The organism is Sinomicrobium weinanense (assembly GCF_018863395.1).
Lineage (GTDB): Bacteria > Bacteroidota > Bacteroidia > Flavobacteriales > Flavobacteriaceae > Sinomicrobium > Sinomicrobium weinanense.
Map to the genome: position 1 here is coordinate 192937 of NZ_JAHKRR010000001.1, position 17424 is coordinate 210360.

Annotated in this window: 15 protein-coding genes; 12 read left to right on the forward strand and 3 right to left on the reverse strand. The window is 46.3% G+C overall.

Annotated features, from left to right (window positions below):
* Window positions 1–71: 71 nt before the first annotated feature.
* From KN811_RS00845 to KN811_RS00890, 9 genes are all read left to right on the forward strand, one after another.
* Window positions 72–1439 carry a M20/M25/M40 family metallo-hydrolase gene (locus KN811_RS00845; protein WP_187964314.1) on the forward strand — a complete coding sequence of 456 codons (1368 nt, stop codon included), beginning with the start codon at window positions 72–74 and terminating at the stop codon, window positions 1437–1439.
* 332 nt (window positions 1440–1771) lie between these two features.
* Window positions 1772–2608: a 5-dehydro-4-deoxy-D-glucuronate isomerase gene (gene kduI / locus KN811_RS00850; protein ID WP_187964315.1), complete on the forward strand. Its 837-nt coding sequence runs from the start codon at window positions 1772–1774 to the stop codon at window positions 2606–2608.
* Between the two features lie 93 nt (window positions 2609–2701).
* Window positions 2702–3487, forward strand: a complete 786-nt coding sequence (locus KN811_RS00855; RefSeq protein WP_187964316.1) for a gluconate 5-dehydrogenase — start codon at window positions 2702–2704, stop codon at window positions 3485–3487.
* 128 nt (window positions 3488–3615) lie between these two features.
* Window positions 3616–5013, forward strand: a complete 1398-nt coding sequence (gene uxaC, locus KN811_RS00860) for a glucuronate isomerase (RefSeq protein WP_187964317.1) — start codon at window positions 3616–3618, stop codon at window positions 5011–5013.
* Window positions 5014–5088: 75 nt separating this feature from the next.
* Window positions 5089–6093 (forward strand): sugar kinase, encoded by a 1005-nt coding sequence (locus KN811_RS00865; RefSeq protein WP_187964318.1) that lies wholly within the window; start codon window positions 5089–5091, stop codon window positions 6091–6093.
* Window positions 6094–6284: 191 nt separating this feature from the next.
* On the forward strand, window positions 6285–6956 hold the full coding sequence (locus KN811_RS00875; RefSeq protein WP_187964319.1) for a bifunctional 4-hydroxy-2-oxoglutarate aldolase/2-dehydro-3-deoxy-phosphogluconate aldolase: 672 nt from the start codon (window positions 6285–6287) through the stop codon (window positions 6954–6956).
* Window positions 6957–7103: 147 nt separating this feature from the next.
* Window positions 7104–8087 carry a TRAP transporter substrate-binding protein gene (locus KN811_RS00880; RefSeq protein WP_187964320.1) on the forward strand — a complete coding sequence of 328 codons (984 nt, stop codon included), beginning with the start codon at window positions 7104–7106 and terminating at the stop codon, window positions 8085–8087.
* A 47-nt stretch (window positions 8088–8134) separates the two neighbouring features.
* On the forward strand, window positions 8135–8602 hold the full coding sequence (locus KN811_RS00885) for a TRAP transporter small permease (protein ID WP_187964321.1): 468 nt from the start codon (window positions 8135–8137) through the stop codon (window positions 8600–8602).
* A complete protein-coding gene (locus tag KN811_RS00890) occupies window positions 8599–9888 on the forward strand; it encodes a TRAP transporter large permease (protein ID WP_187964322.1) in 1290 nt (429 codons plus the stop codon). Before KN811_RS00885 ends, KN811_RS00890 begins: the two co-directional genes overlap by 4 nt.
* A gap of 91 nt (window positions 9889–9979) precedes the next feature.
* Here KN811_RS00890 and KN811_RS00895 read toward each other — a convergent pair whose 3' ends face one another.
* Window positions 9980–11002, reverse strand: a complete 1023-nt coding sequence (locus tag KN811_RS00895) for a LacI family DNA-binding transcriptional regulator (protein ID WP_187964323.1) — start codon at window positions 11000–11002, stop codon at window positions 9980–9982.
* 227 nt (window positions 11003–11229) lie between these two features.
* Here KN811_RS00895 and KN811_RS00900 point away from each other — a divergent pair, with 227 nt between their 5' ends.
* The gene (locus KN811_RS00900; RefSeq protein ID WP_187964324.1) at window positions 11230–12213 is read left to right on the forward strand and encodes a pectinesterase family protein; all 984 of its coding nucleotides are present in this window, start codon (window positions 11230–11232) and stop codon (window positions 12211–12213) included.
* 164 nt (window positions 12214–12377) lie between these two features.
* Window positions 12378–12698: a 2Fe-2S iron-sulfur cluster-binding family protein gene (locus KN811_RS00905; RefSeq protein WP_187964325.1), complete on the forward strand. Its 321-nt coding sequence runs from the start codon at window positions 12378–12380 to the stop codon at window positions 12696–12698.
* A 79-nt stretch (window positions 12699–12777) separates the two neighbouring features.
* On the opposite strand, the gene KN811_RS00910 is transcribed toward KN811_RS00905, so the two are convergent.
* Entirely contained in the window at window positions 12778–13563 is a 786-nt protein-coding gene (locus tag KN811_RS00910; protein WP_187964326.1) for a DUF3050 domain-containing protein, read from the reverse strand.
* A 242-nt stretch (window positions 13564–13805) separates the two neighbouring features.
* Here KN811_RS00910 and KN811_RS00915 point away from each other — a divergent pair, with 242 nt between their 5' ends.
* On the forward strand, window positions 13806–16175 hold the full coding sequence (locus KN811_RS00915) for a GAF domain-containing protein (RefSeq protein WP_187964327.1): 2370 nt from the start codon (window positions 13806–13808) through the stop codon (window positions 16173–16175).
* Here the strand turns inward: KN811_RS00915 and KN811_RS00920 are convergent, their stop codons facing one another.
* A complete protein-coding gene (locus KN811_RS00920) occupies window positions 16176–17378 on the reverse strand; it encodes a Pycsar system effector family protein (RefSeq protein WP_187964328.1) in 1203 nt (400 codons plus the stop codon).
* Between the last annotated feature and the right edge of the window lie 46 nt (window positions 17379–17424).

Genomic DNA, 17424 nt, shown 5'->3' on the forward strand with positions numbered 1-17424 from the left:
CTTGTCGAAGTGTAGAAGTGTCGAAGGGCTCGGGAACCGGAAACCAGAAATCTAAAAAACCCCGATAAACAATGAGAAAATTACTTCTTTTCGTTTTTTTGATCTCCGCGATCTCCGTTGCCCAGACAGATGACGAAAAACAGATAAAGGCTATTTACGATACCGCTTTGCTCGATGCCAAAGGCTACGACTGGCTGGCATACCTCTCCAACCAGATAGGTGGCAGGCTATCGGGCTCCCTCAATGCCGAAAGAGCAGTACAATACACCAAAGAACGGCTCGACTCCCTCGGATTGGACAAGGTGTGGCTGCAACCCGTTATGGTGCCCAAATGGGTAAGGGGTATATCAGAGGTAGCGTATATAGAAACAACTCCCGGAAAGACCACCAATGTACCCATATGTGCCCTGGGAGGGTCAACTCCTACTCCTGCGGGAGGCCTAAAGGCACAAGTGGTTGAAGTAAAAGGGATAGAAGAACTGAAAAAACTCGGAAGGGAAAAGATCGAAGGAAAGATCGTGTTTTACAACAGGCCCATGCAGGCCAATCTCATTCAGACCTTTGAGGCTTATGGCGGTTGTGTAGACCAGCGTTATGCCGGGGCCATGGAAGCAGCAAAGTTTGGTGCGGTAGGTACTATCGTTCGATCCATGAACCTGCGCCTGGACGACAATCCGCATGCCGGGTCCATGAGCTATGGAGATCTTCCCGAATCGCAACGTATTCCTGCCGCTGCGATCAGTACCAATGGTGCAGAACTGTTGAGCGGTATGCTTGCTCTGAACCCGGACATCCGGTTTTATTTTAAACAGACCTGCAGGCAGTTCAAAGATGTCCGGTCCTACAATGTCATAGGAGAGATCAAAGGCAGTGAGCACCCGGATGAAGTTATGATCGTCGGAGGCCATCTGGACTCATGGGATCTGGGTGACGGAGCACACGACGACGGTGCCGGCTGTGTGCAAAGTATGGAAGTGCTGCGACTTTTAAAGAAAACAGGCTATAAGCCCAGGCGTACCATCCGGGTGGTCCTTTTTATGAACGAAGAGAACGGCCTCCGCGGAGGGAATAAATATGCTGAAGAAGCAAAGAAAAAGAACGAAAAACACATATTTGCCCTGGAAAGCGATGCCGGCGGATTTACCCCGCGCGGGTTTACCTTTGAATGCAATGACCAGGATTTTGCACTTATAGAAAGTTGGAAACCCCTCTTCGAACCCTATCTGATCCACCTTTTTCAGAAGGGATACAGCGGCGCGGATATCCGGCCACTGGCAGGAAATGATATCGTCCTGGCAGGCCTTTTGCCCGATTCCCAACGTTATTTTGACCACCATCACGCCGCAAATGACACTTTTGAACATGTCAACAAACGCGAACTGCAACTTGGTGCTGCCACTATGGCTACCCTGGTTTACCTGATGGATAAATATCGTTAAAAAAAGGACCTCGATTTATCAGGGGGTAACTATTGAAATAAATGTAGCCAAGGCTGCCTTCTGGTTTTAGAGAAGGTGGCCTTTGATTTTATAAAGTAAACAAACAGGGGGAATATGATACAGATCTTTTAGAAACTTCACAAAATCTTATGAAAAAGTGCTATGGACAGTACAAAAATATTTGATAGTTTTGTGATTTATCTATCATTCCTTGTGTTTTTTATTAAAGAAATGTTCTCAATATTGAAAAAACAGAATTAATAAGGCATAAGTTATTTTTTGTTTTATATTTGTGTAATCGATTGCATTAACCGAAATATTTTTTATATAAAATGACGACATCAGAATTCAGATATGCGGCCCATCCGAAGGACGTAAAAAATTATGACACCCAGCAACTGCGAGACGAATTTCTAATAGAGCCCGTATTCCGGGAAGACGAAATAAAGCTCACGTATTCCATGTACGACAGGTATATTGTAGGAGGAGCTATGCCTGTGAAAAAAGACCTGGTCCTGGAGGCCATCCCTTACCTGAAATCCGAAAATTTCCTGGACCGCCGGGAAATGGGGGTCATTAATGTAGGGGCGACCGGAAAAATTACCGTGGATGGTGTGGAGTATATCCTGAATAAAAAAGAGGCCCTTTACATTGGTAAAGAGAGCAAAGAAGTGATTTTTTCGGCTTCCGGCGAAGGGCAACCATTCTTTTATATCAATTCGGCCCCGGCACACCAAAAATTCCCTACTAAAAAAGTGGGCAGGGACGATGCAGAGATCATTAACCTCGGTGATGATAAATCAGCCAACAAAAGGATACTGAACAAACTTATTGTCAACAGCATTGTAGAGACCTGCCAGTTGCAGATGGGGCTTACCGAACTGGTAGAAGGGAATATCTGGAACACCATGCCGGCACACACCCACGAAAGGCGAATGGAGGCCTATTTCTATTTTGACCTGGAGGAAGGACAGACCGTTTGCCACTTTATGGGGCAGCCACAGGAAACACGCCATATTTTTATGCAAAACCATCAGGCAGTACTCTCGCCCGAATGGTCTATCCACTCCGGAGCAGGGACTTCCAATTATACCTTTATCTGGGGAATGGCCGGGGAAAACCTCGATTATGGCGATATGGACGTTTGTCCGCCCAACGAATTAAAATAATAAATACAAAAGATAAAACGATGATGTCCGGCCTCTGTACCTGCGGAGTTTGAAGTCCGCTTTGGGCAGACATCAGAAAAAATAGGGTTCCGTATGAATTTATTCAGTTTAAAAAATAAACGTGCCATGGTTACCGGAGGTACGCACGGCCTGGGAATGGCCATGGCCGAAGGCCTCGGGGCAGCGGGAGCGGAACTGGTGATTACCAGTACAACACCTGCCAAACTGGAAAAGGCACTGGAGTATTATACCTCTAAGGGCTATAAGGCCTCCGGGTATATTTTTGATGTCACCGACGAAAAGGCGGCAGCAGAAAACGTGGAAAAGATAGAAAAAGAACAGGGACAGATCGATATCCTTGTCAATAATGCTGGGATCATCAAGAGGGAACTTGCGCTGGATATGGCTGTCGAAGATTACAGAAGGGTGATAGATGTAGACCTTGTAGGCCCTTTTATCATGAGTAAACTTGTGGCCAAAGGTATGGTGGAAAGAAAAGCCGGCAAGATCATCAATATCTGTTCCATGATGAGCGAACTCGGGCGGAACAACGTCACCGCCTATGCTGCAGCTAAAGGCGGATTAAAAATGCTTACCCGGAACCTGGCTACCGAATGGGCCAGGTACAACATCCAGGTCAACGGCATAGGGCCGGGCTATTTTGCCACCTCCCAGACCGCCCCGATCCGGGTGGACGGAAACCCGTTCAATGAGTTTATCATTAACCGGACACCCGCAGGCCGGTGGGGAAATCCCGAAGACCTGGCGGGAACAGCAGTGTTCCTTGCTTCTAAAGCGAGCGATTTTGTAAACGGACAGATCGTCTATGTCGACGGAGGTATACTGGCCACCATAGGCAAGCCGATAAACGAGAAATAAGCAAACCAAAACAGCCTCCCCGAATACGTTGGGGAGTTTTTACAATACTATCGATCGCAGAAAAAGAAGGTTCTCGGCCAGCGAGACCTTAGTTCAGGCGATATTCAAAAAAATTACAACCAAAACCAATGAGCTTTATCAACGACGAGAGTTTTTTACTGCCCAACAAATACGCCCGGGAGTTGTATTTCAATTATGCCGAAAAACAACCCATTATCGATTATCACTGTCATTTGCCCCCGGAGCAGATTGCGGAGGATAAGATTTTTGAAAACCTTACACAAATATGGATCTACGGTGATCATTACAAGTGGAGGGCCATGCGTACCCTTGGGGTCAACGAGAAATATATCACCGGGAACGGTTCGGACGAAGAAAAGTTCCGTGCCTGGGCAAAAACGGTGCCTTACACCATGAGGAATCCGCTTTATCACTGGACACATCTCGAACTGAAACGGTATTTTGGCGTAGAAACCCTGCTCAGCGAAAAAACAGCGGATGAAGTATACAGGGAGGTCAGTCAAAAACTGAACACCCCCGAATACAGCTGCCGTAACCTGTTAAAAAGGATGAATGTAGAAGTGGTATGTACTACGGAAGACCCTACGGACAAGCTGGAACACCATCAAAAGCTGGCGGGCAGTGACTACGAAGTAAAGATGACCACCTCTTTCCGCCCGGACAAGGCCATTATGATCGCCAGTGAAGGGTTCAATGATTATATATCAAAACTGGGAGAAGCGGCAGAAATGTCTATCGAAAGTTTTGACGGCCTTCGGGATGCACTGAAAAAAAGAATACAGTATTTCCACGACAACGGAAGCCGGGTAGCAGACCACGGGCTGGAATACATATACAGCGAAGACTACACCGAAGCGGAGGTAAAAGCAATCTTCGAAAAGCGCATAACCGGTAAAGAGGTCACAGGTGGGGAAGCCCTGAAATTTCAGAGTGCCGTGCTCCGATTCCTTGCCGAGACCTATTGCGAATACGGTTGGGTACAACAGTTCCACCTCGGTGCCCTGAGAAACAATAACAGCAGGATGAATACCTTGTTAGGGCCCGACACCGGATGGGATTCTATCGGCGATTTTCCGCAAGCGATAGCATTGTCCCGTTTTTTGAATAAATTAGATACCGAAAATAAGCTGGCCAGGACCATTTTGTATAACCTGAACCCTGCCGATAACGAAGTGATGGCCACAATGGTCGGCAATTTTAACGACGGCAGTGTAAAAGGAAAAGTACAGTTCGGTTCCGGCTGGTGGTTCCTCGATCAGAAAGATGGGATGACCAGGCAGATGAATGCCCTTTCCAACATGGGCCTTATCAGTTGTTTTGTTGGAATGCTCACCGATTCGCGCAGTTTCCTCTCTTTCCCGAGACATGAATATTTCAGGAGATTGCTGTGCAACCTTTTCGGCGAAGAAATACAGAACGGTGAACTGCCGGCCGATATGGAGTGGATAGGAAAGATCATATCCGATATATGCTATAACAACGCAAAAGAGTATTTCGCATTTTAACCGATAAAAAACGGTCCGGGGGGAATGAAAATAACAGTATTGCCTGCAGGCCTGTAACTAACCAATAACACTCGTATGAACAAAACAGTAACTTTCGGTGAGGTAGTGATGCGCCTGTCCCCGGAAGGAAATAAAAAGATAAGCCAGAGTAACAGGCTGGAGTTTTACTTCGGGGGCACCGAGATGAACGTAGGTGCCTCCCTGGCCAATTTTGGCAATGAAGTAAAGCACATAACCTGTGTTTCTGACGATATCGTAGGAGCAGCAGCGATAAGTACGATGAAGAAGTACGGTATAGATACCGGAAACGTCATAAAACGCAATGCCCCCCTCGGACTTTATTTCCTGGAAGTGGGGGCCGTGATGCGGTCCAGTACCATTGCCTATAACAGGGCACATTCGGCCTTTTCCGAAATAACCCCCGATATGGTAGACTGGGAGAAAGTCCTCGATGGATGCGATTGGTTTCACTGGACAGGGATCACCCCGGCCATTTCCGAAGGGGCATATCAAACGCTCAGAGAAGGACTGAAAACGGCCAGGGAAAAAGGAATAACTGTAACAGCCGATCCAACATACCGGAAAGACCTGTGGAATTACGGCGGGGATGCCCGTAAAATACTGGCAGAAATGCTCGGGTATTCCACCATTTTTATCGGGGGAGTGAACGAGATCAACGAGATCCTGGGAACCGACCATACCGGGGATAAAGACGGCTTTGTCAAAGCAGCAAAAGAATTGTTGGAACGGATACCTTCCCTGACCAGGGTTTTTGACAAGGTGAGGCATGGAGGAAATGCTTCCGCCCAGAAGATCAGCGCCCGGGCCTGGAACGGAAAGGAATACCTCCGGACAGAAGAGCTGGAGATCTCTCATGTGGTGGACAGGATAGGGACAGGAGATGCCTATGCAGGAGGCCTCATATACGGCCTGCAGCATTTCGATGACCAGAAAGCCATAGCATTTGCCAATGCTGCCTGTGCCCTGAAACATACCATAGAAGGCGATGTAAACCTTGTTTCCGCAGATGAAGTGATGCAGGTGGTGGAAGGCCATATATCCGGCAGGATAAAAAGATGATCTGAAGTATGAAGTACGAAGTACAAAGTATAAAATACAAAGTACAAAGTACAAAGTCTGAGATTGGATGTAGAGACGCAAAATTTTGCGCCTGAAAACCCAAGGTCTAAGATGAATACCCAGCTTTACCCGTAAACCGGCAACTGACAACCGGCAACTAAAAACAAAAAACCCAGAAACAACAAATAATCATGGCCCGATTTACAAGAATATCCGTAGCGTTAAAAATGCAGGAAACCGGAATTGTCCCCGTGTTTTATCACCCGGATGCGGAAGTGTGTAAACAGGTAGTAAAGGCCTGTTATGACGGAGGCATCCGTGTCTTTGAATTTACCAACAGGGGCGATTACGCACACGAGGTCTTTGCCGAACTCAACAGCTATGCCGAAAAGGAATTGCCTGAACTTATTCTCGGGGTAGGCTCTGTGGTCGATGCAGGGGCAGCTTCACTCTATATACAATTGGGTACAGGTTTTATCGTATCTCCCGTATTAAATCCGGAAATGGCCAGGGTGTGCAATCGCAGGAAGGTCATGTGGTCGCCGGGTTGCGGTTCGCTTACCGAAATATCCCATGCCGAAGAGCTCGGAGCGGAAGTGGTAAAAATATTTCCCGGCACACAGGTAGGCGGCCCTGAATTTGTTAAGGCCGTAAAAGGCCCGTTCCCGTGGTCGAGCATTATGCCTACCGGGGGAGTAGAGCCTACGGAAGAAAACCTTTCTGCCTGGTTCAATGCGGGGGTACATTGTGTAGGAATAGGGTCCAAACTGTTTACCAAAGACGCAGACGGAACGTATAACCTGCGGGCCATAACCGAAACTGTGAAAAACGCGTTGGACATCGTGAAAAAAGTGAGAAAATAGAACAAAAGGACGTTGATACCCTCCTTTCAAGGTATTGACGGATATGAGTTTAATTCCCTGTCGTCAGGCCGGGTGCCTCGATACAGGAGCAATGCGCTGCCCTGAGTGTAGCTAAGGGTATCGAGGCCAACCAACCATACTTAAAAAATGATAAGAAAACATCGAGTGATCAAATATATAACCTGTGTTATTTTCCTGGCCTTTTCCATATCCTGCCAGGACGCCAATAAGGTAAAGGTCATAAAACTGGGACACGGCCTGGACGCTTCCCATCCGGTACACGAAGCCATGATGTTCATGGCAGAGCGGCTTGCCGAGAAATCCGGCGGAAGCATGAAGATAAAAATATATCCCAGCCAGCAGCTGGGTACGGAAAGAGAATGCCTGGAGCTACTTCAGATAGGGAGCCTGGGCATGACCAAGGTATCTGTCGGTGTCCTGGAAAACTTTGTACCGGACCTTAAACTGTTCGGCCTGCCTTTCCTGTTCCGGGACAAAAAGCATGCGCACAAAGTACTGGATGGAGAAATAGGCAGGAAATTACTGGATGCGAGTATAGGTGTACGGTTAAAGGGAATGGCCTTTTACGATGCCGGGAGCAGGAGTTTCTACACCAAGAGACCCGTAAACAAACCGGAAGACCTGAAAGGCCTGAAGCTCCGTGTCATGGAAAGCCAGACGGCCATAGATATGGTACGCAACCTGGGCGGGTCGCCAACTCCCATTTCCTGGGGCGAATTGTACACTTCCCTGCAACAGGGCATCGTGGATGGTGCGGAAAACAACCTGCCCAGTTTTTACCTCTCCCATCACTTTGAAGTTTGTAAATATTATATCATGGATGAACACACCACGCTTCCCGATATGCTGCTTATCAGTACAACCATATGGAACTCCCTGAACGATCAGCAAAAGACATGGATGGAAGAAGCAGCCCGGGAGTCCGTAGCATACGAACGGAAGATCTGGGAAGAAGCGGAAAACCATGCCTTGGAAGAAATCAAAAAAGCCGGGGTAGAAGTGATCTATCCCGATAAAGAACCGTTCCGGGAAAAAGTGTCAGGAATGTACGAGATCTTTAAACAGGATCCCCACCTGAAAGAGATCATCGAAACGATCCAGGCAGAATAGATCGATCAATTTTTATATAAAAACCAAAAACCAATCTTTAACGGATTATGAAGAAAAAACTAGACAGGTTCCTGGGAGGATTTCTGGTTATGATCCTTGCCATACTCGTAATAGCTGTACTCTGGCAGATCTTTTCCAGATATGTGTTGAATGCCCCGAGTTCTGTAACCGAGGAAATATCCAGGTTCCTGCTTATCTGGGTAGGTATCCTGGGTGCAGCGTATTGTTCGGGACAACAGGATCACCTGGCCATAGAGATCCTGCCGCCAAGGCTGGATGTGAAGAACAGGCAAAGGCTAAAAATAGTGATAAACGTTCTTATTATGCTGTTCAGTATCCTTGTGTTTATCATAGGGGGGAGCTGGCTGGTGTATCTCAATCATATCCTGGGGCAGAGTTCGGCCGCTTTGCATATACCCTTGTCCTGGGTGTATATGGTCATTCCGCTTAGCGGTATCGTGATCCTCATGTACAAGTGGATAGAAATAATGAACCCCAAAAAATTTTTAATATGATTACCGAGATACTTATACTGCTTATATCGTTTGTACTATTACTGGCCATTGGTGTCCCCGTAGCCTGGAGTATAGGAATATCGGGACTGGTTACCATGCTGGTAACAATAGATTCCTTACCAGCGTTTACCACCATGGCACAACGGATGGCCACCGGCCTGGACAGTTTTGCATTGCTTGCCATCCCGTTCTTTGTACTGGCAGGACAAATTATGAACCAGGGGGGCATAGCGGAAAGGCTCATAGCATTTGCCAAGTCGGTGATCGGGTCGCTTCCCGGAGGGCTTTCTTATGTAAATGTCATCTCTGCCATGTTGTTTGGCGCCATATCCGGTTCGGCACTGGCAGCTACATCGGCTATTGGCGGCATACTGGGCCCACACATGGAAAAAGAAGGGTATTCCAAGGAATTCGGGGCGGCGCTTAATGTAACCTCTTCGACAACCGGACTGATCATTCCACCTTCCAATATCCTTATCGTATATTCCCTGGCCAGTGGAGGAGTTTCCATTGCAGCCCTGTTCATTGCCGGATATATTCCCGGGATCTTGATGGGACTGGGATTGATGCTCGTTGCGGCGATCTGGATAAGAAAAAAGAAATATCCCCCCGGGGAAAAATCGAGTATAAAACAGGTGTTTACCTCTTTCCTGAAAGCGTTTCCGAGCCTGTTTCTGCTCGTAGTGGTCATTGGAGGTATCGTTTCCGGTATATTCACAGCTACGGAGGCTTCCGGTATTGCCGTATTGTACAGCCTCATTCTCGCTTTCGTATACAGGGAAATGGATATGAAAAAACTGTACCAGGTATTTTTGAGCTCGGTGAGGACCAATTCCATAGTAATGTTGCTCATTGCTACTTCCATGGCCATGTCCTGGGTGATGTCCTATGAAGATATTCCACAGTCGGTAAGTACGATGTTGTTGGGGTTGAGTGATAATAAATACGTGATCCTGCTTACCATAAACCTCATACTGTTGTTTGTGGGGATGTTTATGGACATGACTCCTGCAGTATTGATATTTACGCCTATTTTTCTTCCCGTGGTAAAAGACCTCGGTGTGGACCCCGTACACTTCGGTATTATGATGATCATGAACCTTTGTGTGGGCCTTTGTACTCCGCCCGTAGGCTCTGTGCTGTTTGTCGGGGTGGGTATCGCGCAAACCACCATACAAAAAGTGATAAAACCACTGATCCCGCTTTTTATTGCGATGTTTATCGTACTGCTGCTGGTTACCTATATCCCGGAGATCACCACGTGGCTGCCCAACCTTATGGAATAATATGAAAAACTGTCTGAGATCGTTTTAATATACATGCCCCGGCCTTTTTTATGATGCGTTTGCCCTGGTGTGACTGAAAACAAATTTCAGTTTATCCCATAGAACGGTTTGTAGAGTCCCGTACCACCAGTTGGGGAGAAAGCACCACTTTCTTTTCAAGAGCTACCGATATCTCCCCGCCCATCTGTTCCAGGAACACCTGTGCAGCCATTTTCCCCATCTTTATGGGAGTCTGGTCCACTGTGGTCATCGTAGGATCGGTATACTGAGTAAAAGGTTCATTACTGAAACCTGAAATACAGATATCTTCAGGAACCCTTATCCCGTTTTTTTTCAGTTCCTGTATGGCGCCCAGGGCAGTAAAGTCACTCGAAGAGAATATGGCATCAGGAGGGGAGGGGAGCCGCATTAGTTTTTTCACTGCTGCTGTCCCGGATTCCGCTTTACTGTTAGTCCGGATCACATAATCCTTGTTAAAGGGCAGGTTGTAGTCGGTCAGGGCCTTTAGATACCCGTTATAACGGTTCTTGTATATTTCCAGGTTGATATCGCCCATAAAATGAGCGATCTGTTTGCATCCCTGCCGGATGAGGTGCTCCACAGACATATAGGCACCGTTGAGGTCGTCTATGGTTACGGAACTTACACCCGGGATGTTCTTTTTCCGGTCAAAGAATACCAGGGGGATCTTCTTTTGCAGCACCCGGTCGATATGGGAGGTGTCCTTGGTGGTTTTGGAAACCGACATAAAAATACCGTCTACCTGGGCATTGAGCAGGGTGTTGATGTTCTGGACTTCACTCTGGGCATCGTCGCGGGTCTGGCAGATGATCACGTGATATCCGTGCGGATAAAGTTCTTCTTCGATCCCCCGGATGACGGAAGAAAAGAAATTCCGGTCTACATAAGGAACCAGTATACCTACCGTATTGCTTTTCCCGCTTTTGAGCGCAAGGGCCAGGGTGTTTTGTTCATAGTTCATTTCCGCGGCCGTTTTCAGTACCAGTTCCCGCGTTTTCGGGCTGATCTTCGGATTGTTGTTCAGAGCCCGGGAAACCGTGGCCGCGCTGATGTTTAGTTTTTTGGAAATGTCATATATGGTAACCTTGCTCATCGGGATGTGCTTTATTCTGTATCCTGGTTCCGGCCGGGTTTTCAGGACAAATATCCATAAAAAAAGTCAATTGACAGGTTTTTACCCGGACCTCCCGTATTTACATCCTGATTTTGCGATCGTATCTGCGCCTCTTTTAAAAAATGATTCCGACAAAAAAATTATGTATATTGCGTTGCGAGAGAATATAATTTAGCGCAATCGATTACCAAAATTTCCTGAATACAATGAATGCTTTCAAGGTGAAGTATGGCTTGACGACAGTTTTATTCCTGCTGTGCATTTTTTTCGCCCGGGGTGCTTCCGGAGACAAAAAATACGATTTTGTGGTAGACCCGAGCGGAAACGGGGATTTTAGAACAGTGCAGGAGGCTATAAATGCCGTGCCGGATTTTAGGGAAAATGAAACGAAGATCTTTATAAAGAACGGTAAGTACAAGGAAAAGCTGGTACTCCCCGCATCCAAGACCAATGTTACCTTTATCGGGGAGAGTATGACCTATACCGTACTCACCTATGACGATTACGCCTCCAAAAAGAATATTTTCGGAGAGGAAATGGAGACTACGGCCTCTTCATCCTTTTTTGTATTTGCAGACGATTTCAAGGCCAGGAACATTACCTTTCAGAACAGTGCCGGGCATGTAGGCAAGGCGGTGGCCATCAGGATCGAGGGGGATAGAGCTGTTTTTGTGAACTGCAAGTTTCTCGGCAACGAGGATACCCTTTATCTTTACGGAAATAAAAGCAGGCAATACTACAAAAACTGCTATATAGAAGGTACAATAGATTTTATCTTCGGGCAATCTACGGCGGTCTTTGAGAGTTGTGTGATCAACTGTAAGGGGGAAGGCTACATCACTGCCGCTTCGACCCAGGAGGAAACACTCTACGGATTTGTGTTCCTCAATTGCCGGATCACCGGGAGAGGCAATCGGCAGTTCCATCTCGGCAGACCACGGCGCCCTTATGCAAAGACGGTATTCCTCAACTGTTATATGAGTAAACATGTAAGCCCCGAAGGATGGAACAACGGGGACAAGCCCGAGGCCGAACACTCTGCTTTTTATGCCGAATACAATTCCATGGGGCCGGGAGCCAACACCGAAGACAGAGCACCCTGGTCCTGCCAGTTAAACGACAGGCAGGCGGAAACTTATACCGTAGAAAACATACTGAAAGGAGAAGATGACTGGGACCCCAGAAAATAACCCCTCACTTCGCCCGGGGACCGAGCGGGGAATACAACTTAAAAAAAGAAACCGGGCAACCGGCAACTGGTAACCCTCCCCAAAAAACAACAAAAATCCTCATCACCATCCCCCTTTCTTCGTAGCATATTTTATAAATTTGCATTTTTGAAATTCCGAAAACAATGTCCGATATAAAGATCAAGATCAAAGACAGGGAAGGAGAAGTGCACGAACTGGATGCACCTACCGATATGGCCATGAATATCATGGAATTGTGTAAAGCCTATGAGCTCCCGGTAGAAGGTACCTGTGGGGGAATGGCCATGTGTGCCTCCTGTCAGTGTTATGTGCTTTCAGATCATCCTCTTCCCGAAATGGGGCCGGATGAGGAAGCCATGCTTTTCGAAGCGTTTCACGTCAAGGATAACAGCCGCCTGGGATGCCAGCTGGCCATTACTGAAGATATGGATGGCCTGGAACTGGAACTGGCTCCGGAATCCTGAAAATATTCAAGGTTTAAAGTTCAAGGTTCGAAGGGTTTATAACTGACAATTTCAATCTTGAACTTTGAACTTTAAATACTCAAGCCAGGGAATTTTCCCGGGCTTTTATGATCTCTTCTTCTATCGTATCCCAAAGGGCTATACGCATTTGCAGGGCTGTTATGGCAGTTTCTTCAGCCTCTTTCCATTGCTGTTCGTTATCTTCACAGAGGTCTGTTACCATTTGCAGGGCCATCGGGCCGTGTTCGTCCTGGTCCAGTTCTATGTGCCGTTCGAAATAATAAACGAGTTTGTCAATGTGAAGTTCCGGGAAGTTTTGCCGCATTTCGCGTAAAATGGCCGTAAACATTTCCGGGATGAGGTCTTCTCTTCCGAAAGTAAAGGCCGAGGCAATTTTGTGCGGCTTGCCTTCCTCGATAAGGAAAAATGTAAAGTTCAGGAAATCTTTTACCGCAGGTGGCAGTTCGCTGAGCTTGATGTCTACCAGGATATTTTTCAGGGAAAGCAGGTCTGCGATGAAATTTTCTATCCTGGACGTATTGGCGCCACATTCTTCCATGGCCTCCAGGTACATTTCGTAATGGCTCTGGTGCTTTCCTTCTTTATTGTTGTCGGTTTCCTCCGCAAGTACGATCTCGTTAATGAGGTAACGCAACTCCGGTTTACCCGTAGGTATCCACGGGGTGGTAGTACAGGTGAGCTTTTGCTGGAGCGCCTTTAGCAGGGACATAAAATCCCATACGGCAAAAACGTGATATTCCAAAAAAAGCCTCAGGTCGTCCGGGTTATTGATATTATTGTACAGCGAGTGTGTCAGAAGTCGGTTGCGCAATGGGGCGATCTCGGCTTTGATATCTTTTATCATCGGGATTTTTTTACAAAGATAAAAAACTGTTTGGTACAGCTGCTTGTGTGGGAGGGATTTAACGTAGGCTTTAACTTCAAAAAAGGAAAAGGTATACAAAACAAATACATTATACTTCGACCGGTAATCGGTGGTCAGTATGAAATTACTTGGGCGACCACCGGATACCGACCACCAAATCATTACTGGGATATAAGCAAAAAACAAATTCGGGGAAACAATAAATTTAGTAAATTTGCGTTATGAAAAACTTCGTAAAAGATTCACCCTTTTTTATAGAGATCAGCTTTCACAAATTGCTGGATTTCTACGAAGAGCAGGCTCGTAGCGATGATGAGTTTATCGCTATGAAAGCGAAGAAGGTACTGGAAGTGCAAAAGCCTTACCCGGAACTTCGGGAAGGGTTTTCGGACCAAAGCCTTCTGCAGAAATACGAAGAGGTGATCGGAATACTTCTCCAGGACACCTTTACTCCCGCATTGACGAACAACGAGATCAAAATAGCCGCCATACCTTTTGAAAACATAATTTTCAATTCTACCGCACGTTTCAGGAAGATCGTAAGGGAAGCAGGAGAAGGCTTCGATCTGAAACTGCGCAATATGAGTGAGGAGCACAAATACATTATGGCGTGTACGGTGATCCTCAAGTTTTATTACAAGGTTAACATAAACTTTCAAAGGCCGGTCTTTTACGATATTCCGGATGCCAATAATATCCTGCGGCACTACCGTGTGCTCTACAATGGCGATTATCTGGATGTCCTTCCTACGGAAAAGGCTAAAGAGATCACCGAAAAGGATGTGGAAGAACTGCTGAACAGCTTTGATAACCTGGCTCTGTGGAAGGAAAAATTTCCGCCGCAAAGCTGGATACTCAGAGGTTTTGGTATCTGCAACATGTACGATGCTACCATGGACAATGTGATCTCCGAACTGAAGACCACACTCTTGGACATCAACGCAGAAAACGAAGCCAATTTTGTGCAGGATTTCCGGAAGATCTTCAGTACCCTTTATAGCATTCCGGACCTGTCTGTCGGTTTTTGCGCTTATAATGCCGATGAAGAAAAGTTCGAACACAGGCCGGACAAGCAACTGAACAGTTTTATCATGGGGAATGAAACAGAGCTGTCTAGCGATATAGCGCTTTGCAAATATTCCTGTAAAACACTGCTTCAGGAGAAGAAATATTTTGCCATAGCCAATGTGGATAAATATTTTGAAGAGCACGGCGAGGATATTTCATATAAGAACCTTAAAGAAAAGGGCATAATGAGTGCCATTTTTGCTCCTATCGTGGTCGATGACGGATCTATTTATGGCATTATGGAACTCGGATCGCCGCGTCCGCTGGAACTCAATAGTGTCAATGCCCAGAAGCTGGACGATATTATGCCTTATCTCATCACGGCCATAAACAGGGCCAGGACGGAGGAGGTTCATCAGGTAGAAGCCATTATCCAACAGGAATACACCTCCATACATTCCAGCGTAAAATGGAAGTTCGAGAAGGAAATACATCGCTATTTAAAAAGGCAGGCCAACGGATATGCAGCTACATTGCGGGAGATCGGTTTTAACAATGTATACCCCCTCTACGGCCAAATAGATATAAAAGACTCTTCCCGGGCCAGGAACGAGGCCATACAAAAGGACCTGCTCATACAGTTGTCTCATGTAAAAAGCATACTCGAAGAGGCTATAAAAGCAGAATCCTTACCTATCTATGAAGAGGTCAGCTTCCGGCTGAACGAGCATATAAACGAAGTTGTCGGAGTACTGAATGCGGGAAGTGAACAAAATGTACTGGACTTCATCAAGGAAGAGATACACCCTTTCTTCGATCACCTGAGAATGCTGAATACGGATATTGCAGAAGCCATTGAAGAATACCTGAACAGCCTGGACCCGATACATGAAGCCATCTATGACCATCGAAAGAACTATGACGAATCGGTGACCCTTATCAACAAAAAACTGGCTTTCCTGTTAGATAAGAAACAGGAAGAAGCACAACAGATGTTCCCGCACTATTTCGAAAGGTATAAGACCGACGGAGTGGAACACAATATGTATATAGGCGCTTCTATTGCATATAAGCGGGTGTATAACGATATATACCTGTACAATCTGCGCCTGTGGCAGTTACAGGTGATGTGGGAAATGGAGAACGAGTATTACACCATGCAAAAGGAACTCCCCGTAAAACTGGATGTAGCCTCCCTGTTATTGGTGCACAATGCACCGCTGTCCATCCGTTTCCGCATGGATGAAAAACAGTTTGATGTGGATGGTACTTATAATGCCCGCTACGAGATCATCAAAAAACGCCTGGACAAGGCCCTGCTAAGAGATTCCGAAGAAAGGCTGACCCAAAAGGGAAAAATAGCCATTGTATATTCCAACAATAAAGACGAAGAAGAATACCTGCGTTATATCCGTTTCCTTCAGTCCAAAAACTATTTTAGTAACAACGTGGAAGTTCTCGAACTGGAAGAACTCCAGGGGGTAAATGGCCTGAGGGCATTACGGGTAGAAGTCCTCTATAAAAAAGGAAAAGATACAAAGCTCTATACTTACGAAGACCTGATGAAGGAATTGGCTTCCTGATCAATAACCGGAATTAACGTAATAGGTAGCCACGCCGAAAGCGATGACTGAAACGATAATCCCCACCAGGAATACGGTATAAGTAATGCGAAGCAGGCGATATTTTTTGTCCAGTACCTTGCCCAGGAAGTAGAGGTCCTTTGTAAGGGAGTTATAAAGGTATTCCTTGTCTTCCCGTACTTCTTTCATGGCTTCTTCGTAATCTTCCAGGTTCATTTTATGAAAATTTCCGAAGAAGAGGAGGTTTACCTTTTTGTTCTTTACATCCTCTTTAGTGAATCGGCCCCTGGTAACGTTAGGCCGTGTTGCCAGTACGGAAAAAGCGATGGAGGCCACACTGAATCCCATGAAGATAACGGTAGGGATAAGCAGGTAGGAATTACTGGCCTTGTCCAGCTTAGGGATCAGGGTCGAAAGCGCCAGTGATATGATGATGGCATTTACTGATAGCAGAATATTGGCTTTGCTGTCTGCGATATTGCTCAGGTTGGTATGGTTTCTCAGCGTTACTCTAAAAAGGGTTTCCACACCTCTTTCCGGGGTTTCCGCCTTTTTCTTTTTGCGTTTCAGGTCCGCTTTTTTCAATTTGTCTTTTTCCTTTTTTTCGAGGAGCCTGGAGAGGTTTTTTTTCAGCTTCAGCAGGTTTTTGCTCTTTTGCGGCTGCCAGGTGGCAATGGCGTGTGAGGTATAGAATTTATGGTGTTCTTCGAACATCCGGATGTTGGTTTCTATCCATTCCGTGTCCGTAAAGTTTTTCCCGCCCACTAAACGAAATTCTTCCCGGAGCAGGTCAGATATTTCAGGGTAGTTTTTGGAAGCAAAATGCGAAAAATCGGCATCACAGATGATCTTTTGCAGCAAATTCTCCGGCTCCCCGGTCTTTTTGGTGATAAGTATACATGCTTTTACCGCATCTGTTTTATCTTTCGGATAACCTTCGGCCTGGAGGAACGCTTCGGCCATTCGGGCGCTTTCCTCCTCGTGGTTATGGCGGCCCCTGATATATCCTGCATCGTGAAACCATCCTGCGATCTGCAGGATCTCACTTTCCCTTTCGCCCAGGCCTTCAGCAGATACGAGTTCATTGATGTGCTTCACTACACGCTGGGTATGTGTATAGTTGTGATAAAAATAGTGATTGGGAAGCTGTTCGCTGAATAATATCAGTATATAATCCTCGACCCGCTGGAGAATGGTATCCATAATTTGCTTAAATTAGTTCAAAATTAAAATTAGCATTTTTATTTGT

Excerpts from the sequence above, each read along its gene's own strand:
- KN811_RS00845 (WP_187964314.1), top strand. The coding sequence starts at position 72 with ATGAGAAAATTACTTCTTTTCGTTTTTTTGATCTCCGCGATCTCCGTT.
- kduI (WP_187964315.1), top strand. The coding sequence starts at position 1,772 with ATGACGACATCAGAATTCAGATATGCGGCCCATCCGAAGGACGTAAAA.
- KN811_RS00855 (WP_187964316.1), top strand. The coding sequence starts at position 2,702 with ATGAATTTATTCAGTTTAAAAAATAAACGTGCCATGGTTACCGGAGGT.
- uxaC (WP_187964317.1), top strand. The coding sequence starts at position 3,616 with ATGAGCTTTATCAACGACGAGAGTTTTTTACTGCCCAACAAATACGCC.
- KN811_RS00865 (WP_187964318.1), top strand. The coding sequence starts at position 5,089 with ATGAACAAAACAGTAACTTTCGGTGAGGTAGTGATGCGCCTGTCCCCG.
- KN811_RS00875 (WP_187964319.1), top strand. The coding sequence starts at position 6,285 with ATGGCCCGATTTACAAGAATATCCGTAGCGTTAAAAATGCAGGAAACC.
- KN811_RS00880 (WP_187964320.1), top strand. The coding sequence starts at position 7,104 with ATGATAAGAAAACATCGAGTGATCAAATATATAACCTGTGTTATTTTC.
- KN811_RS00885 (WP_187964321.1), top strand. The coding sequence starts at position 8,135 with ATGAAGAAAAAACTAGACAGGTTCCTGGGAGGATTTCTGGTTATGATC.
- KN811_RS00890 (WP_187964322.1), top strand. The coding sequence starts at position 8,599 with ATGATTACCGAGATACTTATACTGCTTATATCGTTTGTACTATTACTG.
- KN811_RS00895 (WP_187964323.1), bottom strand. The coding sequence starts at position 11,002 with ATGAGCAAGGTTACCATATATGACATTTCCAAAAAACTAAACATCAGC.
- KN811_RS00900 (WP_187964324.1), top strand. The coding sequence starts at position 11,230 with ATGAATGCTTTCAAGGTGAAGTATGGCTTGACGACAGTTTTATTCCTG.
- KN811_RS00905 (WP_187964325.1), top strand. The coding sequence starts at position 12,378 with ATGTCCGATATAAAGATCAAGATCAAAGACAGGGAAGGAGAAGTGCAC.
- KN811_RS00910 (WP_187964326.1), bottom strand. The coding sequence starts at position 13,563 with ATGATAAAAGATATCAAAGCCGAGATCGCCCCATTGCGCAACCGACTT.
- KN811_RS00915 (WP_187964327.1), top strand. The coding sequence starts at position 13,806 with ATGAAAAACTTCGTAAAAGATTCACCCTTTTTTATAGAGATCAGCTTT.
- KN811_RS00920 (WP_187964328.1), bottom strand. The coding sequence starts at position 17,378 with ATGGATACCATTCTCCAGCGGGTCGAGGATTATATACTGATATTATTC.